The following is a 20156-nucleotide window of genomic DNA, read 5'->3' as shown; positions in this document are numbered from 1 at the left end:
ACGCGAACGGAGGACGCCGGGATGGATCCCGCGATCACGGCTTCGGTGCCGCTGCTCGAACCGCCCGGCTGGGCGGTGGCCCAGCGCGGCCTCTTCGACCTGCTCGACCGCGCCTGGCGCGCGTTCGAGGACGGGTTCACCGGACCGGACGGCCGGCTGGCCTACGGCGGCCGGCTCTCCACGCGCGACGGGGTGGACGACTTCTACGAAACGTTCTTCAACTGGCCGCAGCTCTACCTGCTCGGCGGGGCCGACAACCTGCTCGCCGCGTCCGAGCGGCACTGGGAGGGGGTCACCCGCCAGCTGACCGAGCTGGGCATGCTGCGGCAGGAGTACGAGCGCGGGTACGACTGGTTCCACCAGGGCGAGAGCCTGCTGCTGTTCTACTTCCTGTGCCTGGCCGCGCCCGGCCGCTGGGCCGGGCGGGCCCGCCGGTTCGCCGACCTCTACGTCGACCCCGCGCACGGCAACTACGATCCCGCGCACCGGATCATCCGCCGTCCGCACAACGGCAGCGACGCCGGCCGGGAAGGCCTGTTCGACGGCCGGTCCTACCCGTGGCTGCCCGAAGAGGCCCGGCTGTACGGCTTCCCCCTGGACTGGGTCCTGCCGCCCGGCGCCGCGGAGCCCCCGCGCGAGGACGATCCCCGGCTGGGCGAGCAGCTGCGCCGCCGGGTGGGCACCGGCGACACCGCGGTCAACCTGGCCACCACCGGGCTGGTGCTCAACGCGCTGATGCTGACCGGCGAGCAGCGGTACCGAGACTGGATCGCCGAGTACGTCGGCGCGTGGTGCGCCCGCGCCACCGCCAACCGCGGGATCCTCCCGGACAACGTCGCCCCGGACGGCACGGTCGGCGGGCTGCTGGGCGGGCGCTGGTACGGCGGGCACTACGGCTGGTCGTGGCCGCACGGCTGGTACAGCGTCGGGCAGGCCGCCACCGTCGCCGCGCTCGCCGCCGCCACGGCGACCGGCGACGAGTCGTTCCTCGACCTGGTCCGCCCGGCGCTGGACGAGATCATCGCGCAGGGCAAGGTGATGGCGTTCACGGACGCGGATTCGAGCCTGCCGTCCCGCTGGACCGCCCAGCTGGGCCCGGACGTCCTCACGCCCACGCTGCACGTGCCCTTCCGCTACTCCGACCGCGGCTGGTTCGACTACAACCCGATGCTGATGTCGGTGCCCACCGCGCTGTGGCACCACTCCGCCGCACCGGCCGACCGGGACCGGATCGAGCGGCTGCGCGCGGCCGCCGGGCACGACTGGAGCACCGTGCGGCCGTTCCGCACCAAGGAGGAAGCCGGGCACGAAGAGCCCTGGTTCGCGTTCCTCGCCGGGGACGACCCGGCCTACCCGGAGCGCATCCTCGCCGCCGCGCAGGCCCAGGTCCGCCACCGCCTGGCCCGCGTGGAGCGCCACCGCGGCCACGACGTGGCCGAGGCCGACATCCACGTGTGGCAGCAGGCCAACCCCGTGGTCACCGAGGCACTGGTCCAGCTGACCTGGGGCGGCCCGCAGGTCCTCTACAACGGCGGCCTGCAGCAGGCCCGGGTGCGCTACTACGACGCCGTCGCCCGGCGCCCCGGCCTGCCGCCCTCGGTGGCCGCGCTCGTCTCCCGCATCGACCCCGGGGCGACGGTCGTCGACCTGGTCAACCTCGCCCCGTCGGCCGACCACGAGGTGATCGTGCAGGCCGGGGCGTTCGCCGAGCACACCATCCGCACCGCGCGCCACACCGCCTGCGACAACCCGTCCTGGATCGGCGGGCTCTACGACTACGGGCACACCGAGCCCCGGATCACCTCGGCCTCGACCCGCGTCGACGGGCCGTGGCTGTCGGTGCGGCTCCCCCGCTCCACCACCGTCCGGCTCACGCTGCAGCTCGACCTGCGCACCCGCCCGCCGTCCTACCGCACCCCCTTCGACGTCCCGTAACCCCGTCCCCGGAGAGGTCCCCAGCCCATGCCGTCGCGCACCGCCGCCGCGCTCGCCACCGCCCTGGTGCTGACCGCGCTCGCCACGCCGGCCGCCCACGCGGCGACCGTCACCATCGCCGTCGCCCCGAACGGCGACGACGCCAACCCCGGCACCCCCGACCAGCCGGTCGCCACCCCGGCGAAGGCCCAGCAGCTGGCCCGCGACCGGTCGGCGGGCAACGACGTCGTCGTGCAGCTCGCCGGCGGCACCTACCGGCTCTCCGCCCCGCTGAAGTTCACCAGCGCCGACTCCGGGCAGAACGGCCACACCGTCACCTGGCAGGCCACCCCGGGCCAGACGCCGGTCCTCTCCGGCGGCACCCAGGTCTCCGGCTGGTCGGTGCAGGACCCGGGTCAGAACATCTGGGTGGCGTCCGTGCCGCCGGGCGCCGACTCCCGGCAGCTGTTCGTCGACGGGGCGCTGGCCCCGCGCGCGTCGATCCCGATCTCCCGCAACGACGTGCAGATCACCACGACCGGGATGACCATCACGAACTCCGCGCTGAACTACCTCGCCACCCTGCCGCAGCAGAACCGGATCGAGGTGGAGAGCCAGAACTCGTTCACCGACCGGTACGCCCCCGTCGACCGCATCAGCGGGACCTCGATCGTCATGCAGCAACCCGCCTGGAACAACAACAACTGGGGCTACGACACCCTCGCCAAGCCGTTCGGCGGGGGCCAGCTGTTCCTCGAGAACTCGTACTCCTTCCTCAAGAACGCCGGCCAGTGGTACCTGGACCCGCAGGCCGGGAAGCTCTACTACAAGGCACCCGGCGGCTGGGTCCCCGGCAGTCACGACGTCGAGCTCCCGCGGCTGCAGTCGCTGCTGCAGATCAGCGGCAGCTACGGCAACCCGGTGCGCGGCCTCGCGTTCAAGGGCCTGAACTTCGAGCACACGACCTGGCTCACGCCCAGCACGTCGGTCGGGTACGCGAACCAGCAGACCGGCACGTTCCTCCCGGCGGCGGCCCCGATGCCGGGCGACTTCCTGACCTCCTGCCAGTCGGGCTGCCGGCAGTTCGAGGGCGCCCGCAACGGCTGGGCCCAGGCGCCCGCCGCCGTCCAGGTCTCGGCGGCCACGGGGATCACCTTCAGCGGCAACACCTTCACCCACCTCGGCCAGGTGGCGCTCGGCGTCGGCAACGACGCGAACGCCCACGCGTCGGGCGTCGGCCTCGGGGCGTCGTCGATCACCGTGGACCACAACACCTTCACCGAGAACTCCGGCGGCGGCATCGTCGTCGGCGGCGTGCGGCCCGACGCGCACCACCCGGCCGATCCCGCGATGACGAACCGCGACGTCACCATCTCGTACAACACGGTGAGCCGGGTCGCCCTGGACTACCGGGAAATGGCCGGGATCCTCTCGACGTACGCGACGCACACCGTCATCACGCACAACGACGTCGCCAACCTCACCTACGACGGCATCGACGTCGGCTGGGGCTGGGGCGCCAACGACCAGGGCGGCAGCCAGGACTACCGCAACCGCGGCCTGTACGACTACCAGCCCGTCTACACCACGCCGACGACGCTGCGGGACACCGTCGTCAGCTACAACCGGGTGCACGGCACGAAGAAGCTGATGCACGACGGCGGGAGCATCTACAACCTCTCGGCCAACCCGGGCAGCTCCATCGACCACAACCACATCTTCGACAACAACCGCACGGTCGGCCTGTACCTGGACGAAGGCTCGCGTTACGTGACCCTGTCGGCCAACGTGGTCCAGGACTCCGGGGTGTGGGCCTTCACCAACGCGAGCAGCACCAACAACACCAGCGACAACACCTTCAGCGGCAACTGGCTCAACGGCGGCGCCACCCAGGTGGCCACCGGCCCGCCGCACAACAACGTCCTGAGCGGCAACGTCCAGGTGAGCGGCACGAACTGGCCATCGGGTGCCCAGCAGGTCATCGCCGCCGCGGGCACCGGCGGCAGCACGCCGGCCGCGGGCCCGGTGCGGGCGGCAGGCGCGGGCAGGTGCCTGGACGTCAACGGCGCCTCCACGACGCCCGGCGCGTCCGTGCAGATCTGGGACTGCCACGGTGGCACCAACCAGTCCTGGACCCGCACGGCCGCGGGTGAGCTGACCGTCTACGGCGGCGACAGCACCCGGTGCCTCGACGCCTCCGGCCAGGGCACCACGCCGGGCACCAAGGTCGTCACCTGGAACTGCAACGGCGGCGCCAACCAGCGGTGGCAGGTCGGCGCGAACGGCACCATCACCGGTGTCCAATCCGGACTCTGCCTGGACGTGACCGACAGCGGCACGGCGAACGGCACCCTGGTCCGCCTGTGGACCTGCACCGGCCAGAACAACCAGAAGTGGACGCTCGGCTGAGAGGAGCCCGGCATGTCTTCGTTCGAACTCTCCCGGCGCAGGCTGCTCGCGGTGGCCGGGATCGCCGCGGCCGCCGGCGTCTTCCGCGTCCGCACCGCGTGGGCCACCGAAGGCCCGAGCAGCTACAGCCCGAGCTGGTCGTCGGTCGACCAGCACCCGCCGGCACCGGAGTGGTTCCAGGACGCCAAGTTCGGCATCTACTACCACTGGGGTGTGTTCAGCGTCCCCGCGTTCGGCAACGAGTGGTACCCGCGGAACATGTACATCGCCGGGTCCAACGAGAACAACCACCACAAGCAGGTGTTCGGCGATCCGTCGGCGTGGCCGTACCAGAACTTCATCAACGGCGCCCGGGACAAGGCGGGCAACTGGGTGCAGTTCGCGCCGAAGCTGAGGTCCGCGGGCGGCAACTTCGATCCGGCCGAGTGGGCGCAGCTGTTCGCCGACGCCGGCGCGAAGTTCGCCGGCCCGGTCGCCGAGCACCACGACGGCTACTCGATGTGGAACAGCACCGCCAACGAATGGAACTCGGTCCGGACCGGGCCGAAACTGGACCTGCTGCGGCTGCACGCGGACGCGATCCGCGCCAAGGGGTTGAAGCTGCTGGCGGCGCTGCACCACGCGTACCACTTCACCGGCTACTACGACCACGTCCCGAACCAGCCGACCGAGTCGCTGCGCCGGCTCTTCGGCCAGAACGGCCGGACCGCGGAGAACCAGCTCTGGTACGACAAGCTCCGGGAGGTCGTCGACGGCTACCAGCCCGACCTCGTCTACCAGGACTTCAACCTGGGCCAGGTCGACGAGGCGCAGCGGCTGAACTTCCTCTCGCGCTACTACAACCAGGCCGTCGCCTGGAACAAGGACGTCGTCGCCACCTACAAGGACGGCTTCAACAACCGCGGCGAGGTCTTCGACTTCGAACGCGGCGGCCCGGGCGACCTGATGAGCCCCTACTGGATGACCGACGACAGCATCTCCAGCTCCAGCTGGTGCTACACCACCGGCATCGGCTACTACTCGATGAAGGCCATCCTGCACTCGCTGCTCGACCGGGTCAGCAAGAACGGCACCATGCTGCTGAACATCGCCCCGATGGCCGACGGCACCATCCCGGCCGGCCAGCGCTCGATCCTGCTCGGCATGGGTGACTACCTCAAGCGGTTCGGCGAATCCGTCTACGGCACCCGCGCGTGGGCCGTGTACGGCGAGGGGCCGACGAAGATGGGCGGGGGTTCGTTCACCACCCCGGTGGAGGGGACCCGGACCGACGTCCGGTTCACCCGCAGCAAGGACAACACCGTCCTGTACGCGACCGTGCTGGGCTGGCCGGGGAGCACCTTCCCGATCACGACGCTCGGGGCGAACCGGATCAACCTGAGCACCCTGGTCTCGGCCCAGCTGCTCGGCCCGGACGCCGGCACGGCCACGACGCTGCCCGCGCCGGTCCAGGACGCGTCCGCGCTGCGCGTCCAGCTGCCGTCCGCCACTCCGCCGTTCGACGCGCCGGCGTACGTGGTGAAGCTGAGGTTCTCGGGGCCGGTCCCGGCGCCCGGCTCCGGTCCCCTCCCCACCGGCTGGGCCCGGATCGCCAACGTCACCACCGGTCTCGTGCTGGACAGCGGCGGCTCCGTCGCGTCCGGGTCGGGGCTCAAGCAGTGGAACTGGGACGGCAGCACGAACCTCCAGTGGCAGCTGGCCGACGCGGGCGGCGGCTACGTCCGGATCGTCAACCGCACCAACGGGATGGTCGCCGACAGCGCCGGCAACAGCGGCAACGGCGTCACCTGCGTCCAGGCGTCGTGGACCGGCGGCGTCACCCAGCAGTGGCGCCTCAACAGCCTCGGCAACGGCCGCTACCAGATCGTCAACCGGGGCACGGGCACGGCACTCGACGGCGCGGGCAACTCGGCCGCCGGCTCGGCGGCGATCCTGTGGGCACCGAACACGAGCACGAACAACCAGTGGACGATCACCGGCGTCTGACGGCGGAGCCGGGTCCTGACCGGCGGAGGGAGCGAACATGGCACGGGTGCTGCTGCTGACCGGCGACGCCGCCGAAGAGCTCGACTCGATGTACCCGGTGTTCCGCCTGCGCGAAGGCGGCCACGAGGCGATCGTGGCCGCCCCCACGACGCGCGCGGTCCGCCTGGTGGTCCACGACTTCGAGCCCGGGTGGGACGCCTACACCGAGAAACCGGGCCACCTGCTGCCCGTCGACCTGGCGTTCGCCGATGTGGACCCGGCCCGGTTCGACGCGCTGGTGATCCCCGGCGGGCGGGCGCCGGAGTACATCCGGACGGACCCGGACGTGGCCCGCGTCGTCACGCACTTCTTCGACGCGGGCCTCCCGGTCGGCACGATCTGCCACGGTCCGCAGGTGCCGGCCGCGCTCGGGCTCCTGCGCGGCCGCACCACGGCCGCCTACCCGCCGCTGAAGGCCGATCTGGAACACGCGGGCGCCACCTTCGCCGACGGGCCCGACGTCGTGGACGGCGCGATGGTGTCCTGCCGCGGCTGGCCCGACCTGCCGCTGTGGTCCCGCGCCTACCTGGCGGTGCTGGAAACCGGGGCGATCAGGTAGAACCGGTCGCCGCGCCGCGACCCGTTCGTCCCACATCGTCCGCTGGACCACCCCTGCCGGACGGCGAAGGGCCGGTATCCGTCCCTTTCGGCGTCAGGCGGGTGCCTTGCCCCACAGCCGCCAGGTCTGGTTCAGCGGGCTGCCCTGGTTCACCGGGTTGCACGGCCACTGGAGGATCGGCGCACCGGCGGCGGTGGAGATCCGGCTCACGTCGACGCACTTGCCGCTGTGCCGGGCGACGAGCTGGTGATCGCGGGGATCGCTGCCGCCGTAGGTGACCTTCCGCAGGGTGAACTGCTGGTTGAGGGAGCCGTCGAGACACGTCCGCTGCTGGACGGCGGCGCCGTCGGCGGTCGAACCGCCGTTGACGTCCAGGCACTTGCCCGACTGCTGGTTGACGACGGTGTAGGTGCCGGCCGCTCCCGCCACGGGGCGGAAGTTCCACAGCTGCTGGTCGCCCCCTTCGCAGGGGTACTGCTGCTGCGGGTTCCCGTCGGTGGTCCGCAGGCCCGTGTTGTCCAGGCACTGCTGGGAATGCTGGGCGACGGCGACGGACTGGAAGCCACCGTCCGGCGGCAGGAGGGTGATCGTGAAGGTCTCGTCGGCGTTGGTGTGCGGGAGAGCCAGCGTCACGGCGTTGCCGGAAAGGTTCACCACGGAGTCCTGGACGGTGACCGGGCCCTGGACCGCGCCCCCGCCGTTGTAGGGGATCCGCTGGACGAGCGCCCGCACCTGGTTGTTCCGGACGATGCCCGACGTGGTGTCCAGCCGCCGCAGGCCGACCGCGACGGTGCCGGTGGTGCCTCCGCCCCCGACGAGGACCTTCGCGTTCCCGCTCGCCTTCGTCGCGAACGCGTCGTAGGCGGGACTGGGCGTGACGGAGACGATCTGCCCGGTCTGCGAGCCGTAGAAGCGGTACACCCACCACTCGCCCTTGGGCAGCTGGCCCGCCGAATTCCGGACCAGCAGGTTCGCGAGGTCGTTGTGCAGGTTCGCCCCGCCGGCCCAGTTGGCCCGCAAGCCGTCGGCGCCCGCCCGCTCCAGCCGCGCGATGTACCAGGCGCCGTCACCGGGGTTCTGCTCGTCCGGCGCCGCGTATTCGTTGATCTGGTACGGGCGGGGGTGCGGGACGCCGCGCGCGTCCAGGGTCGTGTTCGCGGCGGCCACGTTCGCCACCGGATCGCCCGGCAGCGCGTGCCAGCTGATGATGTCCGGGACCGCGCCGGTGGACCGGACGAAGTCGAGGTACTGCGTCCACCAGGCGTAGCCGGCCGACGGGACGCACGCGCAGCTCGGGCCGACGATGAGCTGGCCGGGGAACGCGGCGCGGACGCGCTGGTACGCGCGCTGCCACATGGCGAAGTACTGGGACTGCGGGCGGTTCCAGAACAGCGAGATGTTGGGCTCGTTCCAGAGGTCCCACTGCACCGGCGCCCCGGTGGCCCGCACGTCGGCGATCAGGCGGGTGAGGAAGTTGTCGTAGTCCGTCCAGTCGCCGTTGTCGCCGGGGAAGCGGGAGATCGACGACCCGTCCGCGCCCCAGAGGTCGTGGACGAGCAGGACGAACTGGCCGCCGAGGGAGCGGGTGCGCAGCAGCTGGGCGCGGGTGGAGTTCCACCGCCGGTCGTACCGGCCGGAAACCCAGCCGCCGGGACTGTCGAGCTGCGCGCCGCCTGCGCGCATGGCCTGGAACTTCACGTCGCGGTAGAAGTGGTCCGCGGGCGCCGAGGCGTCTTCGGTCATGCCGTAGATCCAGCCGGACGCGCGGTAGGTGGGTGAGCCGCCGGCGACGGAGAAGTCCACCGAGATGGCTTCGTCGGCGGCCTGGGCCGGGGTGGCGAGGCCCGCCACGGACGCACCGGCGAGCGCCAGGCTCACCACGAGGGCGGCCAGACCGCGGCCGGGACGTCGTCGCTCGATCAAGTTGTCCACGTGCGGCTCCTTCGGTGCAGGGACAAGAGGCTGCCGCGGGGAACGCGGCGTCTATCGAACCGGTTCGACCACGCAGAAAGGTACGCGCCCCGCCTCGCGCCGACAAGGGAAGAACGGAGGTCGAACCGGATCCGCCTAGTCCCGGGGGCGGGCGCCGGTGCTGGCGCGCAGCGTCACCGGCGGCTCCAGCAGGGCGTGCCGGGGTGCGGCCGCCGGGCCGTCCACCTGTTCCAGGAGCAGGTCCACGGCCAGCCGGGCCATCTCCCCCGCCGGCACGTCCGCCGCGGTCAGCGGCGGGTGGAAGTCCTCGGCGAGCCGGTCGGCGATCACGCCGGTGAGGGAGAAGTCGCGCGGCACCTGCAGGCCGGCGAGCTGGAGAGCACGCTGCAGACCGGGCAACGCGGCCTCGTTGATCGTCACGGCGGCGGTCACCTCGGGCCACCGGGCCCGGATCTCCCCGAAGCACGCCAGCCCGGCGGCGGGTTCGTCGGCACAGCTCACCACGTGCCCGGCCATCCCGCGCCGGCCGACGGCCTCCAGGAAGCCGGCCGCGGACCGTACGGCCGGGCCGTAGCCCGCGGCGACCAGGTACTCGGACCGGTTGATCAGCACGACGTGCTCGTGCCCCAGGTCGGCGAGGTGGCGCACGCACCGTCCGATCAGCGCGGCGTAGTCGACGTCGACCCACCAGGACGCGCCCGGGTGCTCGACGTGGCCGATCGCGACGAAGGGCAGCCCCGCTCCGGCCAGCCGCTCGACCCTGGCGTCCTCGAGCAGGATCTCCATCAGCACGACGCCGTCGACCCGGCGGCCGGTCACGATCCGCTCGAAGGACCGGTCGTGGTCACCGCCGCTCGGCGACAGCAGCACGTCGTAGTCGTGCACCGCGGCGGCCTCCACGACGCTGGCCACGAAGCCGAGCTGGGCGTCGGTCAGCCGCGCGCTCGCCGGCGGTATCACCAGGCCGAACGTCCGGGTCCGGCCTTCGGCCAGCGCTCGCGCGCTGGCGTTGGGCTGGTAGCCGAGCTCCGCGATGACCTCGTTGATCCGGCGCACCGTCCGCACGGAAACCGGCCGTTTGCCGCTCAACGCGTAGGACACCGTGCTCCGCGACACCCCGGCCCGCTTGGCGATCTCGCCGATGTTCATGCACGCATCCCGTCTCCGGCCCCTGCCCGGGCAACCGATTCGATGAACCTCCGATGATAGGCACCGGCTCTTGCGTTCACGCCGACCGCGAGTCTACCGTGGCGAAACCTCGCGCTAGTCGAACCGGTTCGATGCTTGTCGCCGCTGTCGCCGTCAGGAAGGACCACCATGCCCGCCACCGCACCCTCCCGCCTGTTCCCCGTCGCGCTGGCGGTCGTCGTGGCCGTGTCGGCGGCGGCGTGCTCCGCGTCGCCGGACACCGGGGGCACCGACCCGCGGACGTTGTCGGTCTGGGACCCGTACCCCCAGTTCACCGCCGGATCCGAGTGGGCGAAGGTGATCGACGGGTGCGGCGCCGAAGCCGGCGTGAAGATCGAACGCCAGGCCTACGACACCACCGACCTCACCAACAAGGTCCTGCTCGCCGCCCAGCAACGCACCGCGCCGAACGTGCTCGTGGTGGACAACCCGGTCGTGTCCACCCTCGTCGAGGCGGGGGTGCTGAAGGCGAACCGGGAAACCGGGCTGGACGCGTCGCCGGTCTCGCCGAACCTGCTGGCCGCGGGCCAGGTCGGCGGCCAGACCTACGGGGTTCCCTTGGGCGCCAACACCCTCGCGCTCTACTACAACAAGGCGGTGCTCGACGCCGCGGGGGTCGACCCGGCGTCCGTCAAGGACTGGGCCTCCCTCGAAACCGCGTTGGCGAAGGTGAAAGCGGCCGGCAAGAAGGGCATCACCTTCGGGGCGATCGGCACCGAGGAGGGCACCTTCCAGTTCCTGCCGTGGTTCTGGGGCGCGGGAGCGTCGCTGACCGACCTGGCCGGCCCCCAGGCCGTCGCCGCCCTGACGCAGTGGAAGTCGTGGCTCGACCGCGGGTACGCGCCCCGCTCGGTCATCGCCAACACCCAGACCACCAGCTGGCAGGAGTTCGCCGGCGGGGAGTACGCCTTCGCCGAGAACGGCACCTGGCAGCTGGAGAACGCGAAGAAGGCCGGGTTCCCGTACGGCGTCATCGCCATCCCGGGACGCACCGGCGGAACGGCGCCCGCGCCGACCGGCGGCGAGTTCGTCACCGTCCCCGCCCAGGAGGATCCGAACGCCGAACGCACGGCGGGCCGGGTCGCCGGCTGCCTGACCGCCCCGGACAAGGTGCTGGCCTCGGACACCGCGCTCACCTACGTCTCCGCCGTCCCGTCGGTGCAGCAGCGGCAGATCGCCGCACGACCGGAACTGGCCGTGTGGGCCGGCGCGGTGGAGAAGGCGAAGAGCCGGACCGGCGACAACCTCGGCACCCGCTACCCGCGGATCTCCCAGCCGCTGTGGAACGCGGTCCAGGCCGCGCTCACCGGGGCGAAGCCGCCCGAGGCCGCGCTCAAGGACGCCCAGGCCGCCGCCGCGGCGGCGAAGTAGGCACCCGGTGCGTTCGAGATTCGCCCGGAACCGGATCGCCGGCCTGGCCTTCCTGGCCCCGCTGGTGACCTACCTGATCGCCTGCTACGCCTATCCGCTGTACACCAACGTCGACCTGAGCCTGCGGGACTACACCGTCCGGACGTTCGTCCACGGTGGCGCGCCCTTCGCCGGGTTCGGCAACTACGCCCGGGTGTTCGGCGATCCGCTGTTCACCACCGCCCTGGTGAACACGCTCGTCTTCACGGCCGCGTCGCTGGTGTTCCAGTACACGATCGGCCTGGCGACGGCGGTCTTCTTCACCCGCCGCTTCCGGCTTTCGGTGACGTTGCGGGCGCTGTTCCTGGTGCCGTGGCTGCTGCCCCTGATCGTGTCGGCCTCGACCTGGGCGTGGCTGCTCAACAGCGAGTCGGGGCTGGTCAACGCGGCGCTCGGCCTCCTCGGCGTGGCCCCGGTCGACTGGCTGACCTCGCCGTCCTGGTCGCTGGTGTCGGTCACCGTGGCCAACATCTGGATCGGCGTCCCGTTCAACCTCGTCGTGCTCCACAGCGGACTGCGGAACATCCCCGCCGAGGTGTACGAAGCGTCCGCATTGGACGGTGCGAGCCGGTGGCAGGCGTTCCGGCACATCACCTTCCCCATCCTGCGCCCGGTCTCGGCGATCACCCTGCTGCTCGGCCTGGTCTACACGCTGAAGGTCTTCGACATCATCTGGATCATGACCAGGGGCGGCCCCAGCGGCTCCTCCAGCACCTTCGCGACCTGGTCGTACGAACTGGGCTTCGGGTCCATGCTGCCCCGGTTCGGTCCCGGCGCGGCGGTCGGCAACGTCCTCATCCTCCTGGCCCTCGCCGCCGGCCTGGTGTACATCCGCCTGCAGCGCCACCAGGACCCGGCATGAGGCGTTCCCCCTGGCTCACCGCCGTCGGCGTCGTGCTCACCGCGGCGATGCTCTTCCCGGTCTACTGGATGGTCGCCGTCTCGCTGACCCGCACGAGCGACATGCGCAAGTCCCCGCCGGACCTGTTCCCGGCCTCGCCGACCCTCGAGGGTTACGAGCGCGTCCTGCGGGAACAGCTGCCGTACTTCGGCACCAGCCTGCTGGTCGCGCTGGGCACGGTCGTGCTCACCCTGGTGATCGCCGCGCCGGCGGGCTATTCGCTGGCGAAGCTCCGGCCGCCCGGACGGCGCACGCTCGGGTTCGTGCTGCTGGTCGCCCAGATGATCCCCGGCATCATCATGGCGCTGGGCTTCTACGGCATCTACGTCGAACTGGGCGTCACCAACACGGTCTGGGGCCTCGTCCTGGCCGACTCCACCGTCGCGGTCCCCTTCGCGGCGCTGATCCTCACGTCCTTCATGGCGTCCGTGCCCGGCGAACTGCTGCAGGCCGCCCGGATCGACGGCGCCGGCCCGTGGCGCACGTTCGTCTCCGTGGTGCTGCCCGCCAGCCGCAACGGCGTCGTCACCGCGGCGCTGTTCTCGTTCCTGTGGGCGTGGTCCGACTTCGTGTTCGCCGCCACCCTCGACTCCGGCGGCCGGCTGCGGCCGCTCACGCTGGGCATCTACCGCTACATCGGCAACAACAACCAGGAGTGGAACGCCATCATGGCCACCGCCGTGGTCGCGTCCGTCCCCGCCACCGTGCTCCTCGTGCTGGCCCAGCGCTACGTCGCCGCAGGAGTCACGGCCGGAGCCGTCAAGGACTGAAAGGACCACCCGTGGCCGCCGAGTTCTCCCTCCGCGAGATCCCCTTCAGCCGGGCCCGTGCCTGGTTCAGCCTTTCGCCGGTGCTGAGCCCGGCGCACTGCGCCGACGACGTGCACGTCGTTTCCCACCGGCACGGCATGCACGCCGTGCTGTCCCTCGGCCCCGTCCTGGGCGAGAACCGGGTCCGGGCCGAGGTTTCGGCCGATCCGGCGGTACTGGCGTGGCACGTCCCCGGCGGCCGGGTCAGCGCGGCCTTCGCGGACGCCGGGACGCTCCGGATCACCGGCCGCGGACTGGGCCTGCGCGTCGCCGCCACCGAACCGGCCTTGACCCCGTTCACCGGAACGTACTTCTTCGCCGACCCGGCGGGAGCGCTGGTGTTCACGTCCTACGAGACCGGCCACCGGTTCCGCCTCACCCTCCTCTCGGGCGCGTGGGACCGGACCGGCGAGCAGGAGCTCGGCACCGCCGAGCGCGCGGTCGTCGTGGGCGCGGACGGCGGCCCGTGGGAGATCGCGCTGGAGGAGCTCGCCACCGGCCGCTCGCCCTACCGGGCGGCGACCAGCTTCGGCGACGCGGCCGACGCGGCCCGCGGCGACTTCACGTCGTTCGCGGACGCGGTCGCCCCTCGGCGCGGCGACGCGGCCGAACTCGCGTGCTACGTCGTCTGGTCCGCGACGGTCGCCCCGGGCGGGTTCCTCGGCCGCCCGGCCGTGCTCATGTCGAAGCACTGGATGAACAAGGTGTGGAGCTGGGACCACTGCTTCACCGCCTTGGCGCTCGCCCCGGGGGCGCCCGGGCTGGCTTGGGACCAGTTCCAGCTGCCCTTCGACCACCAGGACCCCAGCGGCGCGCTGCCGGACTCGGTCACCCACGCCGAAGTGCTGCACAACTTCGTCAAGCCGCCGATCCACGGGTGGACGCTCACCCGCCTCCGCGACCGGCTGCCGGCGGGGGTGCCCGATCCCGCCCGGACGTACCGGCAGCTCGCGGCGTGGACCTCCTTCTGGCTCGACCACCGCCGGGCGCCGGGGCACCCGCTGCCCTACTACGAACACGGCAACGACAGCGGCTGGGACAACTCCACGGTGTTCCGGGACGAGCGCCTCGTCGTGACCGCCGATCTCGCGGCCTTCCTGGTGCTGCAGATGCAGGAACTAGCGACGCTCGCCCCCGCCGCCGGCGACACCACGACGGACTGGCGGGGGCGCGCGGACGCCCTGCTGACCGCCCTGCTCACCGAACTCTGGGACGGCTCGAGGTTCCTCAGCCGCGGCGTCCGCACCGGAACGAAGCGGGCCGGTTCGAGCCTGCTCGACCTCGTGCCGGTCGTGCTCGGCGAGCACCTGCCGCCGGACGTCTTCGACCGCCTCCGCGCGGGGGTGGCCGAGCACCTGACCCCGATCGGGCTCGCCACGGAACTGCCGGACTCCCCGCACTACGAACCCGACGGCTACTGGCGAGGCCCGGTCTGGGCCCCGGCCACGATCCTCATCGAAGACGGCCTCCGCCGCGGCGGCGCCACCGACCTCGCCGACGAGATCAGTGCCCGGTTCCGGAAAACCTGCGAGAAGAACGGGTTCGCCGAGAACTTCGACGCACTGACCGGCGAGGGCCTCCGCGACCGCGCGTACACCTGGACGGCGGCCGCGTACCTCCTGCTGAGCGAGGCGGCTGTTCAGCGTGAGGGCGCGCAGGCGGCCGGTTGAGCCGCGGCACCGGGGCCGCGCCGGGCCCGGATCGCGGCCGGTTGAGCCGCGGCGCCGGGCCCGCGAACTCGGCCGGGGAGCGGCGGCGCCGGGCCCGCGCCTCGGCCGCAAGCGGCGGCCCGGTACCGGCGGCGCCTACCTCCCCTGAGCGAAGCCGCCGCCCACCGCAGCGGCCGGTTGAGCCGCGCTCGGGGCTCGCGCCCCAGCCTCGGGGCGGCCGCCCAGCGCAGGTGGCCGCGGCGCCGGGCCCGCGACCTCGGCCCGGCAACCGGCAGCGGAGCGGGCCGCGAGCCTCCGCGCCAGCCCCGGGCCGCGGACTCGGTCGTACCGCCTCCGCGGCACCCTTCAGCCCGGCTGGAAGAACGCCAGCATTCGCTGAGCCGCGTCCGGGGCCATCAGCAGTTCCTGGATGTCCGCGGACATCCGGGCCGCGGCGCCGGTGCGTTCGAACATCTCCTGTTCGTACTCCCGGACAGCCGTGGCGAAGTCGTCCGGGTGCTCGGCCAGCGCGAGGCCGAGCAGGGCGCCGTCCAGCAGGGCCATGTTGGCGCCCTCGCCCACCGGGGGCATCAGGTGCGCCGCGTCGCCGACCAGGGTCACGTCCGGCCTCGATGGCCACGTCAAGCCGATCGGGAGGGTTGTGATCGAGCGGGGCACGATCGTGTCGTCGCAGGCCGCGATCAGCGCGGTGAACCGGGAGTCCCAGCCGGCGAGCAGGTCGATCAGCCGCGCCCGGGCGGCGGCCGGGTCGTCGAACGGGATGCCGCTGGTCGCGAAGAAGTCTTCGCCGGTGTTGTAGAAGCTGAGGCCGATGCGCACGCGGCCGTCGCCGTTGCGCTGCGCCGCCAGGGACATGCCGCGGCCGAGCACCCAGTAGTTGCCGCGGCCGACCATCGCCGCGAGGTCGGGGTGCGTGCGGTCGATGTCGGGGATGCCGACCTCGACGACGTTCTGGCCGATGTGCACCGGCCGGGCGTCGGTGAGGAGCGGGCGGACCCGGGACTGCGCGCCGTCCGCGCCGACCAGCAGGTCGTACGTCGCGCTGCTGCCGTCGAGAAAGTGCAGCACGCCGTCGCCGGCCGAGGCGAACGCGTGTCCCCAGCGCACCGCGTCTCCGGGGAGGGAGTCCAGCAGCAGGTCGCGCAGGTCGGCGCGGTCGACCTCGGGCCGGGCGAGCGGGGCGTCGTCCGGGGTGTCCTCCTGGAGCAGCAGGGTGCCGTCCGGTTCGAGGAGGCGCATGTCCTGGCCTTCCCGCCGCGCGATGGCGAAGAACTGGTCGATCAGCCCGGCTTCGCGCAGCGCCCGCTGGCCGGAGTGGATGTCGAGCATGCCGCCCTGACCGCGGGCGTCGCGCGAGGGCTCCCGTTCGTACACGACGGCTTCGACGCCGTGGACGTGCAGCACCCTGGCCAGGGCCAAGCCACCCGGACCGGCTCCCACGATGGCGATGGTCTTGGTCATCGTTCCCCCTTCGATACAGTGTATTTCGAAATACACTGTATCGCACCATGCGTTGTACTGTCAGCGGCATGTTGGTGTGGGAGCGGCCTGAGCCGCCGGATCGGCCGACGCCGGCCCCGCTGAGCCGCGAGCGGATCGTCCGGGCGGCGGTCCGGCTCGCCGACGCGGACGGCCTGGACGCGGTTTCGCTGCGCAAGGTCGCCGCGGCGCTGGACGTCGGGCCGATGCGGCTGTACGGCTACATCGCCACCAAGGAGGAACTGCTCGACCTGATGGCCGACGAGGTCCACACGAAGATCCGGCCGGCCGGGGACAGCTGGCGGGAGGTGCTGTGCTCCCTCGCCGAAACCACCCGGCGCGCGGTGCACCAGCACGAATGGCTCGCCGACCTGATCGGGGGACGCCCCCTGCTCGGGCCGAACAAACTGGCCGTCGGGGAGGCCGTGCTGGCCGCGATGGACGGCGTGGACCTGGACACGGTCGTCCCGGCGGTCGCCGCGGTCAACGCGTACGTGGTCGGCGCGGTCCGCCAGGAGATCGCCGAGCGGCGTGCCGAGCGGGCCACCGGCCTGGACAAGCGGCAGTGGCAGGTCACCTACGGGCCCTACCTGGAGCGCCTGTTCGCCACGGGCCGGTTCCCCGCGCTGGCCGAAGTCGTCCGCGACGGCCCCCACCTGGACGCCGACCGGAACTTCCGGATCGGCCTCGACTTCCTCCTCGACGGCATCGAGGCGCGCATCCCGGGCTGACGCGCGGCCTGCCGGACACGCCGGTCCGGCAGGCCGGGCACGATCGTCAGCCGCACGTTCTCCCGTTGGCCGTGAAAGCCGGCGGGTTCGCGTTGCTCCCCGTGTAGCTGCCGTTGAACCCGATCGACACCGACCGCCCCGGCGCCACCGAGGCGTTCCACGGCATGGCCGTCGCCGTCACGTCCGCCCCGGACTGCGCCCACGTCGCCGACCAGCCCTGGGTCACCTTCTGGTTGCCCGGGAAGGCGAACTTCAGCGCCCAGGTCGTCCAGGCCGTCGTGCCGGTGTTGGTCAGGGTGAGGGCGGCCGTGAAGCCGCCGTTCCACGTGTTCGCCGTGTACGTCACCGCGCAGCCGCCGGCCGGCGTGTCCGGCGACGTCGTGAAGCGGGCCGCGGGCGAGTCCGGGCCGGTGAGGCCCGCGCCGTTGCGGGCCACCACGACCACGGTGTACGCGGTCGACGGCGAGAGCCCCGTCAAGGTCGCGGTCGTCCCGGGGACGGTGGCGAGCACCGTGCGGGCCGTGCCGTTCACGCCGACGACGTCGTAGCTCTTGACCCCGCTCTCCGGGTCCGTGGCCGCCGCCCAGGTCAGCGTCGCGCCGCTGCTGGACACCGCGGACACGGTGGGGGCGCCCGCCGCGGCCGGCGCCGTCGTGTCCACACTGGACGGAGACTTCTCCGCGGTCCAGTTCGCCAGCCAGGCCAGCGCCGAGTTCCAGTTGACGGCGACCTCGTTCACCGAGTACGCCTGGATGTCGTCGACGAAGCAGCGCTGCGGCGCGCAGCCGGTCAGCAGCCGGGCCGCGGTCGGGTCCTGCAGGCCGCTGTTGGGGCCGCCGGACAGGGCGCCCGGCGGGGCGGTCGGCAGCGACGCGTCCAGCTGGTGCGCCCAGAACCGGTGGTGCACGTTCTGGACGGCCTGGTCACCGTGGCCGGAGACGTAGGAGTAGTTCGCGGGGTTGCGGCCCAGCAGGTAGTCCATCGCCGCGAACGCGCCGTCGCGGTACTTGTCCTGCTTGGTGAAGTCGTACGCGAGGGCGAGCACGACGCCGTTGTTGGCGACCAGGCCGTTGGAGCCCCATTCGTACGTGCCGTCGGCCGTGCGGTACGGCGCCGGGTAGCCCATGGCGCTCATCTGCGCCAAGTGGCTGTCGGCGGTCGTCGTGATCGCCGTCTTGATCGCCGCGACGTCGGCCGCGGGCAGGTCGGTGGGCACCAGGGCCAGGGTGATGTCGCCGAGCGCGCCCGTCGAGCCCCAGTCGAAGCCGTGGGTGTTGAAGCTGACGCCGCGGTAGAGCGAAGAGCCGGTGACGTCGGTGCGGTAAGAGGACTTCGCCGTCGTCGCGAACAGCTCGGCAGCCGCCCAGTAGAACTCGTCGGTCACGGTGTTGTCGCTGTAGGTGCCGCCGCCGGTACCGTCGTTGGGGTCGGCGAGCAGGTTCGGGTTGGCTTTCGCCGCGGCGTAGGCCTTCTCGGCCGCGGCGAGCAGCTTCGTCGAATAGGCCGGGTCGACGGTCCGCCACAGCCGGGCCGCCTGCGCCGCGACCGCGGCCATGTTCAGCGTCGCCGCCGTGCTCGGCGCGGACAACCGGCGCGGCTGGCTGTCTTGCTCGGGCCGGGTCGGCAGGCTGGTCCACTGCGCGTCGTGGATCTTGTGGTGCACCAGGCCCGCGTTCGGCTTGCCGTCCGGCACCTGCATCGACAGCAGGAAGTCGACCTCCCAGCGGGCTTCGTCGAGGATGTCGGGGACGCCGTTGCCGCGCTCCGGGATCGCCAGCTTGCCGTCGCCCAGCGCGCTCGCGTCCCCCAGCCGCAGGGCGCGCTCGTACTCGTCGAGCAGCTCCCACGCCGCGATGCCGCCGTTGACCACGTACTTGCCGTGGTCGCCCGCGTCGTACCAGCCGCCGCGCACGTCGAGGGTGTAACCGCAGTTCAGGTCCGACCGGCAGGGGACGTTGTCGTCCCCCTGGTTCGGCGCGACGTTCACGTGCCCGGCGGGACGCGCGTAGGCGGCGCCGGCGTACTGCGCCTCGATCGCGATCCCGCTGCGCTGGTGGTAGAAGAACGCCAGCGAGTCGTAGCGCAGCTTCTTCAGCCCGTCCGCCGAGATGTCGAACGGGAAGCTGGTCTCGGAGCCGACGGTCAGCGTGTAGCCGGTGCCCGCGGTGTCGTAGGCGGAGAAGTCGATCTCGTGCACGTTCTCGCCGGAGGCGGCGTCCGCACCCCGGCGCCGGGTCTCGCCGGTGGCCACGGCGGCGCCGGCGGAGTTCTTCAGCGTCCACGTCACCGGGGTGGCCGAATCGCTGATCACGGTGGCGTGTTTGGGCAGCCCGAGAATGTAACTTTCCTGGTTCACCCGGATGCCACTGGTCGGTGGCAGGCCGCCGGGCGGGATCACGCCGCCGATCAGCGAGATGTTGTCGAGGCAGACGGTGTTGTCCGCGGCCTGGCCGCCGAACCAGAACGCGAGCTGGCCGTTGCCCGCGTTCGGGAAGTCCAAAGTGGACGTGAAGGTGACCGTGAAGTGCTGCGTCGCGGGGGTCACCGTCAGGTCGGTCCGCGAAATCTGCCGGTACGGGGACACGGCTTCACCGGCGACGGCGGAGATCTGCTGGGTCGTCGTCGCGTGCGCGTCGAACGTCAGGGTGTAGGACTGGCCCGTCTCGAACGGCACCCCGTTCTGGCCGGCCAGCGCGTCGTAGCCGTTGGCCGTGCCCCCGGTGACGTCGGTGCAGAACTCCCCGGCCGTGACGTGGCCGGTCGTCCCCGACCCCGCCCACCACGGGTCGAGCGTGCCACTGGAGAAGGTGCCGTTGAGCAGCCGTTCGTAGTCCGCGGCGGACGCGGGCACCGCGCTCGCCGTCAGCCCCACCGCCGCCGCGGCCAGCACTGCCAGGAACTTCCTTGCCCGCATGCGCGATCTCCTCGTCGTTGCCGTACCGGTCGTTCCGCCGTTCTGAGAGCGCTCCCAGGTGAACGTAACCAATGCCGCGCGCCGTTGGCAATCGCCGTCCGGCGGCGATTCTTCCGGAGCACCCCGCTCCGGAAGATCCTCCGAAACTTTCGTCGGCTCCCCGATTCCGGTCAGACTCTTTCCTTCCCCGTTTCCTTGTGGTTCCATCGACACAC

13 protein-coding genes are annotated in these 20156 nt (G+C 72.0%); 9 read left to right on the top strand and 4 right to left on the bottom strand.

Annotated elements, in window-relative coordinates; all coding sequences use genetic code 11:
• Positions 1-21: 21 nt before the first annotated feature.
• Genes ACH54P_RS40455 through ACH54P_RS40440 form a run of 4 tightly spaced genes read left to right on the top strand, consistent with a single transcriptional unit; the run spans position 22 to position 6907 of the window.
• A complete protein-coding gene (locus tag ACH54P_RS40455) occupies positions 22-1935 on the top strand; it encodes a DUF8034 domain-containing protein (protein WP_489908568.1) in 1914 nt (637 codons plus the stop codon).
• A 27-nt stretch (positions 1936-1962) separates the two neighbouring features.
• Positions 1963-4323 carry an RICIN domain-containing protein gene (locus ACH54P_RS40450; protein ID WP_489908567.1) on the top strand — a complete coding sequence of 787 codons (2361 nt, stop codon included), beginning with the start codon at positions 1963-1965 and terminating at the stop codon, positions 4321-4323.
• Positions 4324-4335: 12 nt separating this feature from the next.
• Positions 4336-6309 (top strand): alpha-L-fucosidase, encoded by a 1974-nt coding sequence (locus tag ACH54P_RS40445; protein WP_489908566.1) that lies wholly within the window; start codon positions 4336-4338, stop codon positions 6307-6309.
• Between the two features lie 37 nt (positions 6310-6346).
• Entirely contained in the window at positions 6347-6907 is a 561-nt protein-coding gene (locus tag ACH54P_RS40440) for a DJ-1/PfpI family protein (protein ID WP_489908564.1), read from the top strand.
• Positions 6908-7000: 93 nt separating this feature from the next.
• Here ACH54P_RS40440 and ACH54P_RS40435 read toward each other — a convergent pair whose 3' ends face one another.
• Both ACH54P_RS40435 and ACH54P_RS40430 read right to left on the bottom strand, forming a co-directional pair.
• On the bottom strand, positions 7001-8839 hold the full coding sequence (locus tag ACH54P_RS40435; RefSeq protein WP_489908563.1) for an RICIN domain-containing protein: 1839 nt from the start codon (positions 8837-8839) through the stop codon (positions 7001-7003).
• Positions 8840-8974: 135 nt separating this feature from the next.
• Complete coding sequence (locus ACH54P_RS40430; protein ID WP_489908562.1) at positions 8975-9988, bottom strand: LacI family DNA-binding transcriptional regulator; 1014 nt, start codon at positions 9986-9988, stop codon at positions 8975-8977.
• Between the two features lie 168 nt (positions 9989-10156).
• Between ACH54P_RS40430 and ACH54P_RS40425 the strand changes: the two genes are divergently transcribed.
• From ACH54P_RS40425 to ACH54P_RS40410, 4 genes are read left to right on the top strand one after another with little or no spacing between them, the layout of a single operon-like run.
• Positions 10157-11398 (top strand): sugar ABC transporter substrate-binding protein, encoded by a 1242-nt coding sequence (locus ACH54P_RS40425; protein ID WP_489908561.1) that lies wholly within the window; start codon positions 10157-10159, stop codon positions 11396-11398.
• Between the two features lie 7 nt (positions 11399-11405).
• A complete protein-coding gene (locus ACH54P_RS40420; RefSeq protein ID WP_489908560.1) occupies positions 11406-12299 on the top strand; it encodes a carbohydrate ABC transporter permease in 894 nt (297 codons plus the stop codon).
• Complete coding sequence (locus tag ACH54P_RS40415) at positions 12296-13108, top strand: carbohydrate ABC transporter permease (RefSeq protein ID WP_489908559.1); 813 nt, start codon at positions 12296-12298, stop codon at positions 13106-13108. Before ACH54P_RS40420 ends, ACH54P_RS40415 begins: the two co-directional genes overlap by 4 nt.
• An 11-nt stretch (positions 13109-13119) precedes the next feature.
• Positions 13120-14817, top strand: coding sequence for an amylo-alpha-1,6-glucosidase (locus ACH54P_RS40410; RefSeq protein ID WP_489908558.1), 1698 nt, complete (start codon positions 13120-13122; stop codon positions 14815-14817).
• Between the two features lie 345 nt (positions 14818-15162).
• On the opposite strand, the gene ACH54P_RS40405 is transcribed toward ACH54P_RS40410, so the two are convergent.
• Entirely contained in the window at positions 15163-16278 is a 1116-nt protein-coding gene (locus tag ACH54P_RS40405) for an FAD-dependent oxidoreductase (RefSeq protein ID WP_489908557.1), read from the bottom strand.
• Positions 16279-16346: 68 nt separating this feature from the next.
• Between ACH54P_RS40405 and ACH54P_RS40400 the strand changes: the two genes are divergently transcribed.
• The gene (locus tag ACH54P_RS40400; protein ID WP_489908556.1) at positions 16347-17027 is read left to right on the top strand and encodes a TetR/AcrR family transcriptional regulator; all 681 of its coding nucleotides are present in this window, start codon (positions 16347-16349) and stop codon (positions 17025-17027) included.
• 46 nt (positions 17028-17073) lie between these two features.
• On the opposite strand, the gene ACH54P_RS40395 is transcribed toward ACH54P_RS40400, so the two are convergent.
• Positions 17074-19941, bottom strand: coding sequence for a glycoside hydrolase family 9 protein (locus tag ACH54P_RS40395; protein WP_489908555.1), 2868 nt, complete (start codon positions 19939-19941; stop codon positions 17074-17076).
• Positions 19942-20156 lie beyond the last annotated feature (215 nt).

This window comes from Amycolatopsis sp. N2S4-7 (genome assembly GCF_058119595.1).
This window is presented reverse-complemented; position numbering and strand designations above follow the sequence as displayed.